The sequence below is a fragment of the Scytonema sp. HK-05 genome (assembly GCF_963872035.1).
Classification (GTDB): Bacteria; Cyanobacteriota; Cyanobacteriia; order Cyanobacteriales; family Nostocaceae; genus Kalymmatonema.
In genome coordinates, this window is sequence record NZ_CAWMYC010000022.1 from 1 (window position 1) to 20,011 (window position 20,011).

Annotated in this window: 15 protein-coding genes and 1 pseudogene; 8 read left to right on the forward strand and 8 right to left on the reverse strand. The window is 41.0% G+C overall.

All coding sequences use genetic code 11. The features are described 5' to 3' along the window. The first annotated feature begins 270 nt into the window (after positions 1 to 270). From AACT52_RS04360 to AACT52_RS04375, 4 genes are all read left to right on the forward strand, one after another. On the forward strand, positions 271 to 969 hold the full coding sequence (locus AACT52_RS04360) for a hypothetical protein (RefSeq protein WP_445263919.1): 699 nt from the start codon (positions 271 to 273) through the stop codon (positions 967 to 969). A 121-nt stretch (positions 970 to 1,090) separates the two neighbouring features. After that, positions 1,091 to 1,768 carry a response regulator transcription factor gene (locus tag AACT52_RS04365; protein ID WP_073636211.1) on the forward strand — a complete coding sequence of 226 codons (678 nt, stop codon included), beginning with the start codon at positions 1,091 to 1,093 and terminating at the stop codon, positions 1,766 to 1,768. Positions 1,769 to 2,181: 413 nt separating this feature from the next. Beyond that, on the forward strand, positions 2,182 to 4,068 hold the full coding sequence (locus AACT52_RS04370) for a CHASE2 domain-containing protein (RefSeq protein WP_073636212.1): 1,887 nt from the start codon (positions 2,182 to 2,184) through the stop codon (positions 4,066 to 4,068). 311 nt (positions 4,069 to 4,379) lie between these two features. Continuing rightward, on the forward strand, positions 4,380 to 5,114 hold the full coding sequence (locus AACT52_RS04375) for a DUF928 domain-containing protein (protein ID WP_073636213.1): 735 nt from the start codon (positions 4,380 to 4,382) through the stop codon (positions 5,112 to 5,114). Between the two features lie 455 nt (positions 5,115 to 5,569). Here the strand turns inward: AACT52_RS04375 and AACT52_RS04380 are convergent, their stop codons facing one another. After that, positions 5,570 to 7,144 carry a mechanosensitive ion channel family protein gene (locus tag AACT52_RS04380; protein ID WP_073636214.1) on the reverse strand — a complete coding sequence of 525 codons (1,575 nt, stop codon included), beginning with the start codon at positions 7,142 to 7,144 and terminating at the stop codon, positions 5,570 to 5,572. A 281-nt stretch (positions 7,145 to 7,425) separates the two neighbouring features. Further along, a pseudogene (locus tag AACT52_RS04385) lies at positions 7,426 to 7,701 on the reverse strand (transposase); the annotation flags it as partial. Between the two features lie 374 nt (positions 7,702 to 8,075). On the opposite strand from AACT52_RS04385, the gene AACT52_RS04390 reads away from it, so the two are divergent. The 3 genes from AACT52_RS04390 (at position 8,076) to AACT52_RS04400 (ending at position 10,028) form a co-directional block, all read left to right on the forward strand. After that, the gene (locus AACT52_RS04390; protein ID WP_073636215.1) at positions 8,076 to 8,672 is read left to right on the forward strand and encodes an EF-hand domain-containing protein; all 597 of its coding nucleotides are present in this window, start codon (positions 8,076 to 8,078) and stop codon (positions 8,670 to 8,672) included. 396 nt (positions 8,673 to 9,068) lie between these two features. Further along, positions 9,069 to 9,455, forward strand: a complete 387-nt coding sequence (locus tag AACT52_RS04395; protein WP_073636216.1) for an EF-hand domain-containing protein — start codon at positions 9,069 to 9,071, stop codon at positions 9,453 to 9,455. A gap of 132 nt (positions 9,456 to 9,587) precedes the next feature. Continuing rightward, on the forward strand, positions 9,588 to 10,028 hold the full coding sequence (locus tag AACT52_RS04400; protein WP_233154220.1) for a hypothetical protein: 441 nt from the start codon (positions 9,588 to 9,590) through the stop codon (positions 10,026 to 10,028). Positions 10,029 to 10,437: 409 nt separating this feature from the next. Here AACT52_RS04400 and AACT52_RS04405 read toward each other — a convergent pair whose 3' ends face one another. The 4 genes from AACT52_RS04405 to AACT52_RS04420 all read right to left on the reverse strand — a co-directional run bounded on the left by AACT52_RS04405 (position 10,438) and on the right by AACT52_RS04420 (position 16,199). Further along, the gene (locus tag AACT52_RS04405) at positions 10,438 to 11,439 is read right to left on the reverse strand and encodes an acetylserotonin O-methyltransferase (RefSeq protein ID WP_233154221.1); all 1,002 of its coding nucleotides are present in this window, start codon (positions 11,437 to 11,439) and stop codon (positions 10,438 to 10,440) included. Between the two features lie 139 nt (positions 11,440 to 11,578). After that, positions 11,579 to 14,728 carry a thioester reductase domain-containing protein gene (locus tag AACT52_RS04410; protein WP_073636223.1) on the reverse strand — a complete coding sequence of 1,050 codons (3,150 nt, stop codon included), beginning with the start codon at positions 14,726 to 14,728 and terminating at the stop codon, positions 11,579 to 11,581. A 143-nt stretch (positions 14,729 to 14,871) separates the two neighbouring features. Beyond that, on the reverse strand, positions 14,872 to 15,309 hold the full coding sequence (locus AACT52_RS04415) for a hypothetical protein (protein ID WP_073636218.1): 438 nt from the start codon (positions 15,307 to 15,309) through the stop codon (positions 14,872 to 14,874). Between the two features lie 407 nt (positions 15,310 to 15,716). Then, positions 15,717 to 16,199 (reverse strand): TerB family tellurite resistance protein, encoded by a 483-nt coding sequence (locus tag AACT52_RS04420; RefSeq protein WP_073636219.1) that lies wholly within the window; start codon positions 16,197 to 16,199, stop codon positions 15,717 to 15,719. Between the two features lie 604 nt (positions 16,200 to 16,803). Between AACT52_RS04420 and AACT52_RS04425 the strand changes: the two genes are divergently transcribed. Beyond that, positions 16,804 to 17,298: a hypothetical protein gene (locus AACT52_RS04425; RefSeq protein WP_083630797.1), complete on the forward strand. Its 495-nt coding sequence runs from the start codon at positions 16,804 to 16,806 to the stop codon at positions 17,296 to 17,298. Positions 17,299 to 17,366: 68 nt separating this feature from the next. Here AACT52_RS04425 and AACT52_RS04435 read toward each other — a convergent pair whose 3' ends face one another. Together AACT52_RS04435 and AACT52_RS04440 are read right to left on the reverse strand one after the other, a co-directional pair. Continuing rightward, the gene (locus tag AACT52_RS04435; RefSeq protein WP_445263920.1) at positions 17,367 to 18,929 is read right to left on the reverse strand and encodes an AAA-like domain-containing protein; all 1,563 of its coding nucleotides are present in this window, start codon (positions 18,927 to 18,929) and stop codon (positions 17,367 to 17,369) included. Between the two features lie 324 nt (positions 18,930 to 19,253). Further along, positions 19,254 to 19,658, reverse strand: coding sequence for a response regulator (locus AACT52_RS04440; RefSeq protein ID WP_073636225.1), 405 nt, complete (start codon positions 19,656 to 19,658; stop codon positions 19,254 to 19,256). Positions 19,659 to 20,011: the final 353 nt, after the last annotated feature.

Genomic DNA, 20,011 nt, shown 5'->3' on the forward strand with positions numbered 1-20,011 from the left:
CCTCGTTACCAGGTTCAACCTGGTAACGAGATATTAGAGCCTCTGGCTCTTGTTGGGTGCAAGATTTGACTTATGAAAAATCAAGATATCAATAAAATGTGCAATAGCTGAATAACGAATTCTTAATGATTCTGTTCTCTATGCAGTTTTGAGAAATAAAAGTGACGTATTATAACTATTATATTTTGCACAAAGATACAATGCCCTGCCTAGCCTTTCTTTATTATGCTAGGAAAATAAATAACATAACGATGTCTTGTGAGGCTAACATTGTGTACACCCATTATATTCTTAATTATCTACCTCCTCACCCTCATCCGGTTTCTAGCTTCTGAGCATACAACTCAAGAGGCATTACAGTGGTGGTCTTGTAGGCAATCTATAAAACTCTTTCAAGAAGCGGAGAAAATCCGAGACGGTTTGTTGCAAGAGTCTTTCGCAATTCGTCGTAGCCTAGAGATGTTAAGCGTAGATAACTTGGAGTTGTCGTTCAACAAAACTCAAGATTGCTTAAAACAAATTGATCAGTTCCATCAATCTTTAGTGCAATTAAGCGATCGCTTATTTCCAGCATACCTTCAAGATAGCTTGCCTTTAGCCATTCACTGCCTCTTAGAACCTTGGAGAACATCTCATCCACACCTATATTTTCATATTGATATGCCACCTTGTTGGCGACAGGAGTCAGTTGGATGCAGTTTGACAGTTGTCACAGCTTTAGAGGAGTTACTGAGAATAACTTTGCCAGAAGTTTTAACGCCAATATCAATTGATATCAGTTTAGAAGAACAGCAAAATATAGGTCAGTTGATTGTGCGAATAACTTATCCTGAACCATATACACTTATTTATTCTTCTAGTCTACCAGAATTAAAATATCTTTGCAAAAGTTTTCAAATCTTAACATTCGGGAAATGCTTTTACCGTATCAAAAATCTCAGCGTAGTCTGGTACTTTTGCTGGAAGTAAGTTATAACTTTTAGTCGTTACCAAAGTAAATATAATTGATGAATTAAACATCAGCCGATTTCTTCTATTTGTTTTATTAGTATATAATTATACATATGCTGTTTTGACGAGGGTATAAAAAATGAGACAAACTTTATCAGGGAAGGCATTGCTGAAAATTTTGGTTATTGATGACCACGAATCAGTTTTAGGTGGGACCATAGATGTCCTGCGAAAACAATACCCAGATGCTGAACTGATCACTGCTCTAACTGCAAAGAATGCTCTCAATCAAGTGATGAATTCGCAGCCTGACCTCGTGGTTATGGATCTTTCTATTCCTGAAAATACTGGGATGATGGCACGACCTGATACGGGCGTTCAACTTCTCAGGACTTTGATGAAGGACTACCCCAACTTGAATATTGTTGTCCAAAGCGCTCATGTCAGAACAATAGTACGCATTAGACCTGACATTGATGCTCATAAAGGAGGCTTCACTGTTGCGGATAAAAGTCTTTCTAGTCAAGAAATGTTAACGAGAGTTGATTGGGCATTGCAGGGATTAACTCATACCAAAGATATAAAAGGAATTCATTCTGGATTGGAGGTGAAACCAGAGTGGCTAAGGGTGCTAAGTCTAGCATTTGAGGAAGGATTACAAGATAAGGCTATAGCAGAGCGAATGTGTGTCTCTGAAAGGATGGTGCGCCATTACTGGAGTAAACTCCAAGACGCTTTAAACGTTTATCCTGACGATGGAAAAAATATCCGAATTCAAACAGAAATGATAGCCAGGGAAGAAGGGTTAATAGATTAGTTGTGAGTTCAGAGTTATGAATAAGGAGCAACTTATAATCTATGACGAATTTTATAGAGATTGAAATTGTAAAAAATATTAAACTTCTTGCAAAAGTCAAAAAAAGATAGGACTTACGCACACTCTACGAATTCTTGGCGTTCTTGGCGTCTTAGCGGTATGCCTCCGGCATGGTACGCGAACGATAAATTAAGCTTTTTGGCATTTTTGCGTAAGTCCTGAAAGAATAATTAACCACAGATGGACAACGGACACTTGCTTCAACGGGGGGAACCCCCGCAACGCAGTGTCCTCCAGATGGACACAGATGGAATCAAACAGATGCAAGAGGTTTATTGAATTAAAAATCAAAATAGATTTTTAGAATTTACCATAGAATTTTTACGAAAAAACTTGCTCAATTCACACTTCTAATGCACGCTGGAATTTGGAAAATAATCAAAGATGAAATTGCCATTTGGCGTGTGGGTGCATTACCAGGCATTGCAGTGATTGGACTAGTGATTGTTGTCCGTCTCACTGGTTCTATGCAATCTTTAGAGTGGCTAGCTTTTGATAGTTTTGTTCGTCTACGTTCAAGTGAACCTATCGATGAACGTATCTTGATTGTAGGAATTGATGAAAAGGATATCCGCAATGTCGGAAAGTATCCTATTCCAGATAAAGAAATTGCAGCGCTTGTCAGAAAATTAGAAACCTACAAGCCTCGGGTGATTGGTATTGATATTTTTAGAGATTTACCTGTTGAGCCTGGTCATCGCGAACTTGTAGCTGCATTTAAGGATATCAAAAATTTAATTGCTATTGAAAAAGTCTTACCCGAGCAAGTTGCGCCACCACCAGCATTACCACCCGAACAAGTTGGTTTTGCAGACCAAATTACGGATAATGATGGCAAATTGCGACGCAGCTTGCTAGCTACACCAACACCCAAAGAATACAAGCTCTCTTTATCGCTATCTCTAGCAAGTGCTTATCTGGCTCATAAAGGTATAACCTTAGAAAACGGTATTCGCGACTCGGCTGCTATGAGGTTTGGAAATACCGAACTACCTCAGTTTTTGGCGAACACTGGGGGTTACGTGCAAGCAAATGATGGTGGAGTTCAAGTACTACTCAATTTTCGCTCTGGTCGAGAACGATTTAGAACGATTACTCTTAATGATATTAAAACGGGAAATTTTCAACCTGAGTGGATACGCGATCGCATCGTAATTATCGGGATCATAGCCCCAAGCATCAAAGACTGGATAACGACTTCCGCAATTCCATCTACCAAAACTGCACCAGGGCGAGTTTATGGAGTGGAAATTCAAGCACATGCCATTTCTCAAATCATCACTGCTGTGCTTGACAAACGACCACTTTTACATTCTTGGTCAGAAGGGTGGGAATATGTATGGATTATAGGCTGGGGTCTCTTGGGAATTGGTTTTGCCAGACTCACGAAATTCCCGTGGATCAATCTTTTAGCTGTTTTCATTGCTAGCACTTATCTTGTCATCCTGAGTTATTTGTTCCTCCTGACTTGGGGTTTGTGGGTTCCAGTAACACCAGCAATGCTCGTTTTAGTTTTAAATGGTATAGGCATGACCGCCTTATATCAATACGACCAAGCTTGGCGTTCTAGAATTAACGCTCGCCAAACCGTCATTGAACGCACATTTGAAACGATTCACAACGGACCATTGCAAACCCTTGCTAAAACTTTAAAGCGTGTCCGAGACAGAGATTTACCAGCCAACGAATTACTTTGCGAAGTTGAAAAAGAACTGGAAAAATTGAATCATGAACTGCGGGGAATTTATGAATTTCTGCAACAAGAACCTCTGATGCAAGATAGTTGTCTTTATTTAGGAAAAGGTCTGATTCTAAATTTACAAGACCCCATTCATGAACTTCTCTATCAAGTTTATAGCCATACTTTAGAGCGGGATTTTCCCTGTTTTAAAACACTGCGAGTTAAAATCCGTACATTTGAGCCTATAGATAATCGACATTTAAATACAGAACAAAAGTTAGGACTGTGTCGATTTCTGGAAGAAGCTTTGTGCAACGTCGGTAAACACGCCACAGGAGTCACGAGGCTAGAAGTCACGTGTACGACTTATGAAGGCTGGTACACTTTGAGCGTTATAGATGATGGCTTAGGCATGAACTCATTTAAAGAAGGTCACGGAACGCACCAGTTTAGGTCATTGGCGCGACAACTTAAAGGGAAATTTAGGCGATCGCCTCTTTCTCCTAAAGGCACTCTTTGCGAGTTATCTTGGCCTGTAGCCAAATTGTACTTTTGGTAATTGTTACCCTGGCAAAATTAACCACAATATCTTTACAATTTCGCCTTTTTATCAAGATTCTATTTCCCCTCTGGAATTGACATAACTGCATGAGAAGATATTAATAGTAAAACGTTAGTGATTGAATAGTTAACCGTTCTAATTAAAGTTATGTAAATTCCACTCTATACAAATATTAAAGAATATTTTAATAGGAAATTTCTACGTAATTTCCTCTAGATTGAAAAGTAAGGGAATTCGTAGAAAACCCGCTTGGAATTTTTAAGATTTTACTGTTGTTTTTTTAGTGCAATGCCGGAGAGGATATGAAGATGACTCAGAGAGAGTGGCTCTTGCACAAACTTTTTAATGCCAAATTTTTAACAAGTTGTGTTTTGACCATTACACTTTTGTTTACTCAAGCGGCGCAAGCTGCATACAAACCACCCCGCACTCAAAAGCCGCCCAGTGGTTATACGGACTCCTCAGGTGTTAGAGGGGGGTGCCAAGCAAACGGTGTGCGCCCAGTCATTTTACTTGCCCCTGTGACACACGTCGGTCAAACGACTTCGCTTCACCCAACGTTTGCTTGGTTTGTACCCCACTCACAACAGATACCTATGGAATTCACACTCTACGAGTTTGATGCAAACGACCAACCAAGCAAGCTCGCTTACAAGCAACAGTTGCAAAGCTCACCAGGGATTATGACACTATCCTTACCACAGCAGGCACAAGATTTAACTGTGGGTAAAAAATATCTTTGGCAATTGGAAAGTTTGTGCAACCGTAACCGTCCCTCGCGCAATTTACTTGTTCGCGCAGAGATTGAGGTTGTACCAACGCCATCAAATTTGAAAATTGCGCTTTCTAATCAAGGCGAATCCTCCGAAAGAGTTAATTTATATGCTGAAGCAGGTATGTGGTACGACGCTTTAAGCGAAGCTCTAGCCTCGACTAATAATAGACAACAGGCAAAAGTTGCAGCAACTTTGTTGGAAGACCTCGCCAAATCAGAACACCCACTACTAGATAAAGATTTGTCCAGCATTGCTCTGAGTGATTGATGATGGCGAGAAAGCCAAAACTTAAAACAGTAATGTTGAAGTTATTGTTTTAGTGAAATTAGCTAAACTCCAGTTAAAAGGGCTAGTACCGCAGGGCGGAAGTCAAAAGTGAAGCTAACAAGTCACGCATACTTATACCGTAACTCTTTTGCTGGTTTGTAATGGTGAAGCAGCGCTCTTGGTAGGGTTTCCCTCCGCAGGCGACTGCTGTGCCTCCTTCGGAGGAGCTTCGCTAACGCCGTCAGGCGTGCCGTGCCTCCTCCGGAGGAGCTGCGCTAACGGCGATAGCCGTGGCCGTACCCACTAGGCATACCCGAAGGGTAGCTTTATTTCCGCTGTCATGTACTATAGCAGTCCGTTGAGGATTCGTGAACAAACAAGATCCCCGACTTCTTTAAGAAGTCGGGGATCTGAAGCTGGTCAATTTTCACAAATGAAATAGGATTGCTATAGTATCAATTCTTGGAAAAACCGTAAATTTCAATTTCTTCCTGACTAAAAGTTTCCTTTAATATCTTGCGGAGAACACGCTGAATATGAAGGTGTTTTCCAGGCTTGACCTTCGTCAGCGTCAGAAGCAACAGGTTATCTTCCCCAAAGTTTTCTATTCCAGCTACTCGCGTGGGTTCCAGAACATCCTGCTCATCCGCCTTTAACTGCTGTCCTACCTTCTCAACCACTCTATACACATGATCTAAATTGGAGTCATAGGAAACGCTAATTTCTACCCTTGCATATATATACTGTTTAGAATAGTTGATAATTGATCCAATATCCCCATTCCGAATAATCTGCAATTGACCATCGGGATGTCGGACGTGAGTCGTTCTCAACTCAATCGCCTCCACAATCCCCTCGACACCTCTGTCTTGCATTTTCCCTGCTTCGATATAGTCACCCACCAAGTAATAGTTTTCAAACAGGATCAAAAATCCACAAACGACATCATTAATGAGGTTTTGTGCCCCAAGACCAACTGCTATACCTACAATTCCTGCACCTGCTAAGATAGGCGCAGGATCAATGCCAATGAGCTTGAGTATGGTAACTCCGGCAGTGAAATAAATGAAATATTTGGCGAAACTCCGCATTAACGGAATGAGCGTCAGCCGTTTCTGTCGCTGTGAATCATTTGAATCTGTAGTTTTTAGGTAGAACTCATCAAGGATGAAGTAGGCGACTTCTATCAAAACATTGCTGATAAAGAAAACCCCAATAATCTGAACAATTGTGGGCGTATAAGCACTTATCCAAGCGATAAACTCTATTTCTGGAACAACGAGATTTACTATGGCGACATAGAGGACGTATTCCAAACATTTTTTGAAAAGTGGAATCAGGTGGCGTAAACGCTCGTATAAACGCAGCAGATTGTTAGAACTGGAGTATTTAAGACTAAGGGCATCAAGGGTGTCAACGATAGTAGCAACAGCTTTGACAATGAGTAAACCAACTGTGACAATGATATAGATTTTTAAGGCAATGTAAAGATATCTGGAAACGATTTCTGGAAGGTAGAAAAATTTAGCGCATAAGATAGCAGATGATATCCAAAGAGTATGAGTGATAATTCTTTTTAAGACCCTAAAAAAAGCCTCGGTACTCTCATCGTTAGCCTTGATTTGATCAACCTTCTTGGCGTAATCGCAAACCCAGTCTATACCCCGGTGTAAGGGTGGTATGCTGAACTTAACCAGTATCAGTAGGCTAACAGTTTTTAAGCTCGCCGTAACAATATTGACCCAGAATTGAGTCGGAATACTGCGAATGAAGTTAAGTTGGAATTCCTTTACGTTTCCGCCTCGATAAATCACCATCCCATTCACAGCAATCAGCGCAAGACACAGCACCACACAAGTGAAAATCACAAGTCTGCTGATATTGCGGCGCAGGAAGGTAATATTTGCAGTTCTGCCTTGAAACCAAGAAACCTTAGCAAACTGCCTGAAGATTATTCCAATCAGCCAGTTAAACAGGGAGAAAATGAGTATTAAAAATACAACTTCTGCCAGGAGAATTAGTATATTCATATTCTCAGCATCAATGTCAAATAATTGAGATAACGTGATTGATATTATCAACTTAAGCTAGCCCTGGCAAGATTAAGCACTTACGCCAAATACTGCAAAACGATTTAAAAAAATATCTTCTTGTTCAAAATCCGATTTATTTCATGCGAATAGTATAGAACACCCTTCATTGTCAAATTCGCCTTAAGAATCGAGGCAATCAGGGTACCGCGTCCACCTGCAACCTCAACTAAGTTGCGAATTGATGAAAAGTTATAACCAGGGTAAGCGCATCTCAAACCCTATTGACAAGCGGATTGAGAAACATCATTATGTTGGAAGAAACAAGCAGCAAGAATAGTAAGCATATAATTATTATCCATTGCGGCTCGATTCGATTTTTGACGATTACTACGTTTTAAAGATTGTTCTCGGTTCAAAGCATTAAGAGCAATTCGTCGGAGTAAACCAAGGTTTTGTGGTGCATATCCGGTACGAATACGGCAAGCATCTTCATTAAAAGTGACATCCATTGTCCAATGTAGACCATTCTCGATGCCCCAATGGAGACGGATAGCCTTTCATCAAACCAAGCACATACGAATGTCTGGGCGTCTATACATGCCTAATTTGGCTTTATTATTAGCAACGAAAGTAACCAGCCGCCATGCAGAGTTTAAAACTCTTACGGAAGGAAACTAGAGGTTGCTTTAGATGTGTATCGTCAGCGCATCAGATGTATATTCTTAAACACACACAATATCTTATATATTTTCAGAGTTTTGATGGAAAAGCAAGGACAGTTAAGACAGTTAAGACAGTTAAGGAAAATGTCTTAACTGTCTTAACTGTCCTTGTATCTTAATCAAAATTCTGTAATACTACTAAATAATTCATCCACACGCAATGATAAAGATTACAGTGGATGTCAACGTATTAACGGAGATTTAATATGCCTGTCGTTGAAGCTAAAGATTTATTAGATCGCAAATTGGACGTTTGTTTTACTCATGGCGACGTAAACGGGAACGGCTTTTTAGAAGCGGCCGATTCGCTCGCTCTTGCAGCCCGTGTCGCCACTTATCTCGGTGAGCCTATGGGCAGCCACAAAACGCAAAAACTGTTCCAAGCGTTCGAGAACTTTTGGAAACATGTAACAATTAAGATGGATACCGACAACGACGGCAAAATCAGTCCGGAGGAGTGGCGCAAGGGCTTACGCAAGGCCTTCGCAGAGGATCCAGATGGCTATAAAAAAGGCTTCCATCCCGTTGCAGAAGCAATCTTCTCAATCTGCGATCGCGATGACGACGGTTCCCTAGGACAAAGTGAGTTTGCTAAATTCCACGCGGCCTTTGGCTGTACGTCGGCGAACAGCCAGCTAGCCTTTGAGCACCTCGACGCTGACGGCGACGGCACCCTTACGGTCGAAGAACTCCTGAATGCGTGGCATGAGTACTACACTAGCAACGACCCCAATGCGCGAGGCAACTGGTTGTACGGCGATCCCTCGGATAAAACAGTGGCTGTCGGCAAGCCAACAAGATAATTGAATTGGCGTGTGGGCTTTGCCAGACTGACGACGATATGGAAATTTACCTATCGCTAAATACTTTGGGATAAGCAATTATCCTGTTTACCACGACTAATGATTGGATTAAGAGAAGATTTCTCGCCAATATATAGTCGCAAAAGTTGGGATTCTTCTGGTTTGAGGAAGTGATGCCTATGCACACATACTCAAAAAAGCTGATTCCCAACCTTCTAGTAGTAGCGAATTCTATTCGCCCAATACTTTACAAGCAACCTCTGAGAGGAAACGCTATATCACACTCGAATTGGAGAACAGTTATGAATTAGTTCCCCATAATTTTCCGGGATAGTTGCTATCAGCAACTATTTCCAATCCTGATTTTTACGTTGGTTCTGGCTTAATGTCAACCCTATGGAAAGCCAGACGGAGACTGCTTTACAAATTTTCGGACTCCTTGCACAAGCGCTGTTCTCAATCTGTGATCGCGATAACGATGGCTCGCTGGAACAAAGTGAGTTTGCTAAATTCCACGAGGCCTTTGGCTGTACGCCGGCGAACAGCCAGCTAGCCTTTAAGCACCTCGACGCTGACGGCGACGGCACCCTTACGGTCGAAGAACTCCTGAATGCGTGGCATGAGTACTACACCAGCAACGACCCTCAGGCGCGAGGCAACTGGTTATACGGTGATCCCTCGGATAAAACAGTGGCTGTCGGCAAGTCAACCCCTTCGGGGAATTCAAAATTCAAAATTCAAAATTCAAAATTGAAGACCCCACGGATAAATCCGGGGGCTTGAATAATGTTGCTCGGCATTTTTTCTTCTCCATGAATAAATTCAGAGAGAAGTCCTGTAGGCGGGTTTCCCGCCGTAGGGAACAACGGAACGGGCTTGTATCCTTTCCTTTTTCGGTCAACTAGTAATACAGACATGATGATTAACAGTAGTAACTCGCAACACAAAAAAGTCAATGTGCTCAAGCATCAATCTTTGATATCAAGCGGTATAGTTCAACCGTTACAGTCGATACCTTTTCACGATGAAGCTCCTATTTTTCGCCGCTTAATGTCTGGGAAAAATCTGCATTCTGAAGCTGATAAACACATCGCAATACATGAAATTTCTCATCTTCAACCGCAAGATAGAAGTTATTGCCAACCTCATTATCACAACTGTAACGAATTCAATCTGATTCTCTCATTTGAAAAGCTGGTTTTTCGTATCACTTTGGGAGATGAGACTTATATTGTAAATGCCCCTGCAAGTATATTCATTCCTCGCGGCTTATCTCATAGTGCTAATGTTATTGAGGGGCAAGGTTTTTTCATTACCATTATTGACTGTAATACATATGAAGCTTTTTCTGATTAAATTTGACAATCAATTTGGATGGCTGCTAAAAGCCGCTCTTTTTCCTGTTCTGAAATTTCTAGTAAAGTTTCAATCAACTTTTCCTTCATTTTATTTACCGAGGGAAAGGCAGAGGGCAGAGGGCAGAGGGCATTTATGAGGGAGAAGTAAAAAAGGTAACAAGGGTTCGTCCTCTGTGCTCTGCCATATGGTAAGACAGCCCCTGAATTTATTTATGGAGAAAAATAAACGCGTAGCAACGTTATTCAATCCCCCGCATTTATGCGTGGGGTCCCCTTCTGCCTTCAGACGAACGTACTTCTGCCTTCTGAACTAAAAACTATAAGTTTTGTGCCAACAAATGATTTACCTAGCCTCTTAGTGGCAGGAACAGAGACTTAGTTTTCTGTTCCCCGTTAAGAGTTCCCTTTCATCGGCGAATAGCCTCAATCACACTGATTGGAGGTGCTACGGGATAAATTTTTGTCAATGAGAAACCTGCTGTTTCTAGTAGGATCTGATACTCGGCTTCAGTACGTTCACATCCGCCATAATTCACGAGCATCTGCAAGTCGAGGAGTTTGCCAAAGAGTGGTTCGTTTCCTGGAGGGATAACCATTTCAACTATCAGCAATTTGCTGTTAGGCTGCATCGCTTGATAGCAATTTTTGAGGATGGCGATCGCTCTTTCATCATCCCAATCGTGAATAATATGCCGCAGCAAGTAAGCATCTCCTCCTTTGGGTACTGACTCAAAGAAGTTACCGCCGACTAGTTGACAACGATCTTGTAGTCCCAAGTCTTCAATCGCAGGCTTGGCTTGTGCAACTACATGGGGTAAATCAAATAAAATCCCCTGCATTGTCAAATTCGCTTTGAGAATCGAGGTCATTAAAGTACCATTTCCACCTCCAACCTCAACTAAGTTGTGGATAGATGAGAAGTCATAACCAGATGCGATCGGCGCATCTTCGTCGCCAGATATACTACTTATGGCTTGAGTGTATATTTTAGAAGCAGAAAGGTTAGTACCTAGGTAATCAAATATCTCCATCCCGAAGATATTTTTGAATACAGGTTTTCCAGTTTTGATACTTTCAAGTAGATGTCCCCAAGGTTGCCATTCCCAAGGTTGACCAGATTTGATCGCATAACCACGTAGGGAATCGGTGCGATCACTTTGCAACCCTTCCGCAAGCGGAGTCAATTCAAAGTAACCTGAACTCCCTTCAGCAAATATACCAACACTGGCAAGGGCACGTAGTAGTCTGTAGAGCGAGCGTCCATCGACACCAGTTTTTGTTGCTAATTCATCGTAACTTTTAGAACCGTCCTTGAGTAAATCTGCAATACCCAGTTGAGCAACTACATATATACCTTGGGTAATCCAAGCACCAGCAATCATTTGCTTTAATGTTTGTGTAGTCTGCATCTTGTTTGTACTTGTAGGATGTTGTAATTGAGTTTGAAACATAAAAGCTTGTAGTTTTTCAGAAAGGTTATTGAGCTACTGAATAGCCATTAGAAAAGGTAAAATGCTAGGCTGTGAATTTTGAATTGCTTAATTACATCTATTTTGGAACTAAGTCTAGCCAACCACTACGAGCAAAATACGAGAAATAAGTATTGAGCAATTGATAATTTACAGGCGGACACACTATAGAACTACCATTTAGAGCATTTTGTGTTGCTAGACAGCTAATTTTAGGATCAGTTGAGTGCTGATATTGCTCCGTAACCCCTACTTTTTCTTGAGGCAACTGCTTTTGATAAAAAGGCAAGAGATGATATAAAGGATTTTCCCTAGTTCGGACAGAATTATTTAGTTGTATTTGCCAATCTTTATAAGCAATATGCTCAATCTCATAGCCAAGAGAGCAGATAAAATCAGTTAGTTCTCTCCAAGAAATAGGTTGAGGATTATTCAAGTGAAAAGCCTTACCAAGAGAATTTTTTTGCTTTGATAAATACACAATACTTTGGCTGAGGTAATCTACGGGAGCTAAATCCAATCTATCAGTGATGTCTGTCATACTCCCCATTTGAATACAGCCTTTGATGGTGCGGCAAATTACATCATCTTTATACCAAGCACCTGTTTGACTATGACCGGAAATAAATGGCGGTCTATAAATTGAAACTGGAATACCGCGATCGCGTGCTATCATCACTAACTTTTCTGCTACCCATTTACTCTGGGAGTAAGCAAGTTTCATTCCCTCACTATGAGTGAGTTGATCGGATTCAGTTACGACTTTTCCCCAATAAGCTGATGACTCAAAAACTGCAATTGTAGAAATGTAATGTACAGGCTTGATTTTTACACGACTCGCCAATCTCAAGATTTCCTGAGTTCCCAAAACATTGGTAGGCTTTAATGCTGAGTAAGGATAAACATAGTTAATCCAAGCAGCATTGTGATAAATCACATCAATGATGCTGCTCATTTTTTGAAAATCCTGTGATGATAAACCTAATAGTGGTTGAGATAAATCACCCAACACAGGAATAACTCTCTCAGCAAAATCATCATTCCAAATTCCATAGGATCCTAAGTTATTTTGAATCCTCTTTTTCCCTGATTCAGCATCAGTCGAACGTACCAAGCAATAAACATTGGCTTGGGTTTTTAACAGCAGTTCTTGAAGCAAGAAAGCCCCTAAAAAACCTGTAGTTCCAGTCAAAAAAATAGCAGTAGGTTCAGTTATAATTGACTCAAATGGATATTCAGGTAATATTGTAGAGTCCAAAACAATCTCTGAATTTAAATCCGTTGCTAACTGGGCAGATGATTTTTGTGAGGTAATTGTGTTTTTTGCTGCTAGTTGCTGAAGCAATAAATTTACCAATTGGTTGATGTTGGAGCTACCAAGAAACATTTCTATGGGTATATCCACCCCTAGTTCAGTATCAATACGATTCTTCAGATCGATATTCATGAGAGAATCAAGCCTCAATTCACTCAAAGGCTTCTCTGTATCTAAATTTTGAGATGAATCGATACCTAAAACTTTGACAAATTGCTCTCGAACATAAGCAATTAATAGCTCTTGACGTTGACCCAAAGAAGCATCATCTAATTTTTGTAAAAACTCCAACTGTAGCTGTAATGGCTGCTCATCAGAGGATGCTGCTTTGATATTTGTCAGTTCTTGTTGTGCCAATATGCGGCGCAAAATTTTGCCAGCAGGTGATTTGGGAATTTTGTCCACAAATTCAAGTCTGCGGATCGTTTTCTGCGGTGCAACTTTTCCAGCGACAAACTCCATAATTTGCTGTGGAGTCGCAGCAGCTTTCAGCACTACAAAAGCTTTAGGAACTTCGCCACTACTGGGATGAGGACTCTTGACTACACAAGCATCAGCAACAGCCGGATGACTCAACAATACTGCTTCTAGCTCTGCTGGTGCAATAGCATAGCCATTGCACTTAATCAACTCCTTAATGCGATCGACTATGTAAAAGTAACCGTCATCATCAACATAGACAATATCGCCGGTGTGATACCAACCATCTCGATCAATTGTGTTGGCAGTTGCGTCAGGATTATTCAAATAGCCTTTCATCATCTGCGGCCCGCGTACCCACAACTCTCCTGGTTGATTAAAACCTAATGGTTGTTGGGTATCGACGTCTACAATTTGACATTCCACATGAGAAAGACATTGACCGACTGAACCAGGCTTGATTTTGTCTCGTTCATCCGGCGTATAGGTGGTCACAAAGGTTTCTGACGTTCCATAGGCTTGCTTGACAACAAAATTAGGAAGACGCTGTTGGCACTCTTTGATTAATTGATCACTGAGTGGTGCTGCGCCAGAAGTCAGCACCCGCAAGCTTGAAAGATTGTATTTATCTACTATTGGTTGCTTTGCTAATGCCAGCAAAATAGGTGGAACAATGTGGATACGGGTGATTTTATGCTTTTCAATCAGACTCACAAAGGCTTCTAAATCGAAGCGCGGCATCGTCACAACAGTAGCACCACAGGCCAAGCTGTAATTCAGCATGACCATGCCGTAGGCATGAAAAAAAGGTAAAACTCCAATGATTGCATCAGCCTCGCTGACTGGTTCGCAGTTTTGGAATTGGTGAAAGTTGGCCACAAAAGAATAGTGGGTGTGCATTACACCTTTAGGCATACCAGTAGTGCCACTAGAGTAAGGTAAGGCTACTAAATCTTCTTGTGGATTGATATGTACTTTTGGTATTTCTCCTGAACCTTCTAAAAGCACAGAAAATGAGGTAGCCCCATCTGCCTCACCAAATACAAATACTTCCTTGACCTTTGACTGACCAACTGCTTTTAATGCTTGCGTTACAAGGTCTGGGATGGTAAGAAGATATTTTACACCAGCGTCATTGAGTTGATATGCCAGTTCTTCTACTGTGTAGGATGGGTTAACTGTAGTAACAATCCCGCCTAAAGTTGCTGCGGCATGAAAAGCGATCGCATATTCGGGAATATTCGGGCTGTAAATTGCGAAAACATCACCTTTGGAGAAGCCACGCGCCGCCAAGCTAGAAGCAACTCTACGAATAGAGTCTGCCAGTTCTCCATAAGTTACTATGCGTTCGGCTTTGCCGCTGCGCTCTGCGCAATCGCTGTGCCCTTCAATCAAGGCTGGTTTCTGCGCTAATTCTACTGCTCGTTGCAATACAAATTCTGTCAGTGGCTGCTCAGGTATAGAAATATCAGGATATGGACTGCGAAATATCATCGAATTTGATTGTTGAGTAAACATATACTACAAATTAATTAATAGTTGTTCTCAATTAGACTCAGGACACTCAAATTGAAAAAACCGTATATGTACGCACAGAAAATAGAATAAATTCTTGATTGAAGAAAGATTTTTTTTTGCTAATCACACTTTTCGTACAACTTTACTATTTCTAATTCTGGTGGTAGTGGAAAGCCAAAATTTTGATGATAATGAGGAAACTTAATTGAGAAAAGGCATAAAGGTTGATTTCGATAAAAAGCGGTTAAATAAAACACTCGAATAACAAAATCCTCTTTGTCACCTTCCTCTGATATAGAAAAATTGCCAGGAAAAATCTCATCGAAGTAAATTTCAAACTGTCTTGCTGTTGCCAAAAAATACTTTCCAATGATTTTCGCTGCATTATCATAAGCTGGGTTGGGAATAGATTTTCTGTATTGACTTTCGTCAAATCCCGCTTGTAAAAGAAATTCAAAAAAATCATGGAATAACTTGTATTCTTGGCTGCTATTAAAATCTTCCCAACCTTTTCTTAAACTCTCGTAGAGTTTTGGATATATCTTAAAAGCTAGCAAATTTCCTCCTAATTCAATCTACGCAATAAACTCTTGTCAATTCTCAATCAAGGGAAAATGTTACTAGGACTTACGCCAGGAAATACTAAATATGAGGTATGGGTTTGGGGCATGAAAACCTGATTCTTGGATCATATTAAGTGCGATCGCCTATGGCGGGCACTGAGTCGCAAAGCGACACGCTGTGCGCCGAGAGTGCCTGCGCTTTGCGCATACGTGCCATCGCGCTTCACGCACTGCCCCGAATCGCAATCGTCACCTATGTGGCGGTAATTGTCAAAACCCTGAAACAATCAAATTCTGTTCACACACATGATGTCCTATTTGTACAGTGCGTAAATCCTAGTTACATTGCTTAAACCCTAAGCTTATTTGATACTAGGGTTTTACGTGCTGGATATAGATTATTAATAGGGGCTTTTTTCCGGATATAAGAGGTTAATGCGCTTGTGCCGTAGTGCTGATTCTTCTTGTTGTAGCTGCTCTAGCTGCTCTACTATTTCTTCTTCTACCCCCAGAAGAGACGCCATTTGCCGAATTTTTATCTTCTCTTTTTCATGCAGTTCTCCATCAGCAGCACAAACCCAAATTGCAGTGAGAAGTATATCTCTCTGTGCTATGGATACTTGAGGAGAGCGAGCAATGACTTCTGCTAAATCTTCATCCGCCGAATATGTTTTTAGCTCTTCAATCACCCAGTCTGCTACTCCCCAAGATGCAGCGAATCCAATAGCCCAATCCCTTTCTTCGCTTGAGAGAACTCCATCTCCTTTAGCGCAACATAAAACTGATTTCATGTAAATGCAAGAATCCTCATTTGTAGGAATCTGGTTAAAACCAAAGAACCAATTCAATATCCACGATGAACCAACTTTTTTGATGTCATACATAAGTTTTGATTTCTAGCTGCTAATTGACCGAATCAGTTACCAGTTATCAGTTATCAAGTACCATGCTGGTACTGGTGACGCTTCCTTGGCCCTCAATTTATTGATGGAGAAATAATGAAAGTGCATCCTTATTTCAAGCCCCTCAATTCATTGATGGGGATTGACTGGTAACTGGTCACTGTTCACTGTTCACTGTTTTGACTGTAGCTTTGTTTGAGTGTCAGTTTTGAATCATATTATAATCGCTCATAAAATGCAAGGACAGTTAAGACACTTAAGCAATTTACATGAATAAATATTTTGTCAACGAATAATTATAACTTGAAGAATGAAAATGCAAGGTCAGATAAGACAGTTAAGACAGATAAGACAGTTAAGACAGTTAAGACAGATAAGACAGTTAAGACAGTTAAGACAGTTAAGACAGTTAAGACAGATAAGACAGTTAAGACAGTTAACTAGACAGATAAGACAGTTAAGACAGTTAACTAGACAGATAAGCTTAGGAATATAAAAATAATTAATCAATGATTAATTAAGAGCAATAAACATTAAAATAAAATCTGTAATTTCCAAAATGAATTGGACAATTCAAGGAAATAAAATGGCTACCAATATTTCAGAAAAAAAGAGTGATTTAGGCGCTTTGTGGTTTTTGAATGAGCAGTACAGTTTAACAAAGAGTCCATCAGACGCTTATGAAGTTTACTTCAAAGCACTTCTTGCTTGTGCTAACGGCGATGGGACACTAACAGATGAAGAAAGAGATTGGGTGCTTGGACTTGCCGATGCCAGCGGTTGCGGATCTGAAATTCTTGAAAAACTCAAAGTTTATGAAGCTGATGAAGATATAGAGGCACTAGTTAGTCGTTCTCATACATCCAATGAATCGCGACGTTGGGTAATTTATGATGCGATCAAAGCTTGTTCTGCTGATAAAGAATATGGTGAACAAGAACGGAATGTAGTACTCAAAGGAGCAAAGAAACTTGGAATCTCTGAAGACGTAGTTAAACAAATTGAAGAATTTTGTTTAGAGGAAGCCAAAATCCGTCAAAAACGGGTGGCACTGATGTATCCTAATGGTTCACCTTTATAAGTAAGTAAAATGCTGAGCGCGATAAATCTGATTTGAGCGTTCAATACATAAATCAGACTTTTCGTCAATCACCTATGAACCAAATTTAAATGCCTTTGCCCTGGTGGTGTATAACTTTTTGGTTCATAGGTATCGATAAACTGTCGCTGACAGACTTGGCACAAGTAGTTCTGTTTTCCTTTGCGCTGTCCATTTTTGCTAACTGTGGTTGAACCGCATTCAGGACATTGCATCATATTTCTATTGTGCAACGCCACAATTGTAGATAGTTGTTTTTTAAAGTAAGCGCGGTAAAGTTCGCAACGAGGAGAAATGCGCGAGCCTTCATAGCAGATCAATCCCAAGCAATCGAGCTTGTAAGCCTCAATCGGATTCAGATAAACACTTTCGGATGCTGTTACAACTTTAGCATATGCCTCTATCAAACAGGGGTTTTCTTGCAGCGTTGTCCACTGTCGCAATAAATGAGAGCGATAAATGCCGCCGTTGGCGATCGCGTCCTCTACCAGTTTTTCTAGGGTCATGCCTTGATAGGTCAGATAATATAAGCTAATCTGAATCAGTGCGGGATGTCCGCCCACTAGAGATATCAATTGGGCAGCCTCTTTACCAGAATTCCAGCTTAACCCGTGCCTCTGGGCTAATTCCTTTACTTGTTGCTCAGTAAAGTCCCTCAGGTACAACGGTAACCCAATGTTAAATGGAGAACAGTTGATATCTAGGGAAACATACACTTCTGTGGAGTAAACCACCACTAGTCTGAGTTTCTGCCAGTGAGTATTCACTCGTGCTTCGTCGTACCATGAGCGTAACAGAGGAAAAAACTCTTGAGCAATTTGAGGATATTCAAAAAAGCGGTCAAACTGCTCTAACACCAGAACTATTGGACGTTTGATTTGCTCCAATAAGTAGTTTTTCCAGTAGAAATTACAATTCAACTTACTGTCAATTTCACTATCCCAGTAGGCATCCAAATTGGGAGCAATGCCTAATTCTTTTGCCACTCGCCAGCAAAAATGACGCAAAAATAGGTTTAAGTCACTCAAGAATAGCGCATCGATTTGATTGCAATCTAGTTTTACTGTATAATACTCCTGCTGTTGAGCAAAAGCACAAAGCCGCAGCACTAGAGAACTTTTACCCATCTGGCTTGGAGCACAAATCCGAATCACACAGCCTGGTTGAGTGATTTCCTGATAGCCCAGTTTCTCAACGGGTGGTCGTTCAATATACAGCACAGAATCGAGGGGAATTAAGCCATCTGGGTACAAACAACAACCTCTAAACTTGTCATGCTGTTCATTAGCAAAGGTGTCTTTGGCTATTGATTGCAATGCATATATCTCTTTTGTGTCCGAATTATATGATAAGGCTTCAGTGGTTTCATTCTCATCCATCTCGTTGCTAATGGTGTAATCCTGTGTGCATATTTCTAGGTCAAAGGCACTAAAGCATCGTTTGAGCGTTCGCAGATCCACACTTGCATTCAAAGACCATAACCGACTCAGGGTTTTCGTTGATACGTTCATGCGTGCGCTTAATTCTTGCAAGGTGAAGCACTCGCCCTTGTTCTGGTTTATCTGCAGTCCTTCAATTGCCGTTTGTAACCGCTTTAGTCCAACAGAAGTCAAGAAAACTCCCCTTCTTCGTCTAGTTTGAAATTGTTTCATCTGGCTAACTCTACAATTTACTCTAAGGAAACTCTGTTTTTCTATCTGTGAAGCTATGCCTATTACTAAGGATGTCTAAAAGACGGAAATACTATTTTGTTATTTGATGTCAATTCACCCAGCCTCACTGAGTCTGCCGCGCCCCCACTGTATGCGGAGCATCAGTGGTGGGTTGTTGACTTTATTCCTCCAAATTCTTTTTCCAAAAACCTTAAGCTCAGGCTATCAATGAAAAATAAGGAACTGATAGGGACGCTAAAATTTTTTCGATTGGGCGGCGATCGCTCAAACAAAAAATTCATCCTCATCCTGCAAAGTCCATCCGAGGGCGCGAGCGATCGCTCCTGGTAAAGTCACTGGATTAAAGGGCTTAGCAATTGCCTTAACCACACCAAGTGAGTAAAGTTTTTGTGACGTAAACCAAGCAGATCTCACGCTCAAGAAGATAACGGGAATAGCTTTGGTTAAAGGGTTTTGCTGGAGTCTATGCAGAAAGGTGATGGCATCCATACCCGGCATTAAAACGTCAAGAATGATCGCATCAGGACGTTCTATCGCTAGCTGTTTCAGCCCGGCTTGAGCTGAGGCGACAGTTACAACATTCCACCCTGCTAGGTCGCTTAAACAGACTTGTACGAGTTCTCGAATAGTTGCTTCATCATCAATAAGCAATATCTTCTTGGTTCTCATTCTTACATTACTTAAAGCAGTGTAAAAGGGACTGAGCATTGGGGACCCTTGGATTGGGGTAATGGTAAGGGAGCCTCAAAATGTGTCCGGGGAAATATTGCCGCTCCCAAATTTTGAGATATTTTCCCAGTCCCCAGTCCGTAGAGACGCCCTAATTAGGGCGTCTGTACTCCCAGTACCCAATCGGTGGGAGCGGCAATTCCTCCCCACCCGTCATTAGGTTTAGGACTCCTTGCCGCGACCCGTTAAAGGGATTGACTAATTGAGATTAAACCAAGAAGATAAGAAACTGATAAGATTCACCTATTGCCGCAAGGAGGCTCCGACTGTACCTGTACTCAGGTCAGTGGTGA

What these genes read in the sequence shown, in the direction of transcription:
- AACT52_RS04425 (WP_083630797.1), top strand. Translation starts at nt 16,804, where the DNA reads ATGGCTACCAATATTTCAGAAAAAAAGAGTGATTTAGGCGCTTTGTGG.
- AACT52_RS04440 (WP_073636225.1), bottom strand. Translation starts at nt 19,658, where the DNA reads ATGAGAACCAAGAAGATATTGCTTATTGATGATGAAGCAACTATTCGA.
- AACT52_RS04375 (WP_073636213.1), top strand. Translation starts at nt 4,380, where the DNA reads ATGACTCAGAGAGAGTGGCTCTTGCACAAACTTTTTAATGCCAAATTT.
- AACT52_RS04410 (WP_073636223.1), bottom strand. Translation starts at nt 14,728, where the DNA reads ATGATATTTCGCAGTCCATATCCTGATATTTCTATACCTGAGCAGCCA.
- AACT52_RS04370 (WP_073636212.1), top strand. Translation starts at nt 2,182, where the DNA reads ATGCACGCTGGAATTTGGAAAATAATCAAAGATGAAATTGCCATTTGG.
- AACT52_RS04400 (WP_233154220.1), top strand. Translation starts at nt 9,588, where the DNA reads ATGATGATTAACAGTAGTAACTCGCAACACAAAAAAGTCAATGTGCTC.
- AACT52_RS04390 (WP_073636215.1), top strand. Translation starts at nt 8,076, where the DNA reads ATGCCTGTCGTTGAAGCTAAAGATTTATTAGATCGCAAATTGGACGTT.
- AACT52_RS04395 (WP_073636216.1), top strand. Translation starts at nt 9,069, where the DNA reads ATGGAAAGCCAGACGGAGACTGCTTTACAAATTTTCGGACTCCTTGCA.
- AACT52_RS04420 (WP_073636219.1), bottom strand. Translation starts at nt 16,199, where the DNA reads ATGTATGACATCAAAAAAGTTGGTTCATCGTGGATATTGAATTGGTTC.
- AACT52_RS04405 (WP_233154221.1), bottom strand. Translation starts at nt 11,439, where the DNA reads ATGCAGACTACACAAACATTAAAGCAAATGATTGCTGGTGCTTGGATT.
- AACT52_RS04380 (WP_073636214.1), bottom strand. Translation starts at nt 7,144, where the DNA reads ATGAATATACTAATTCTCCTGGCAGAAGTTGTATTTTTAATACTCATT.
- AACT52_RS04365 (WP_073636211.1), top strand. Translation starts at nt 1,091, where the DNA reads ATGAGACAAACTTTATCAGGGAAGGCATTGCTGAAAATTTTGGTTATT.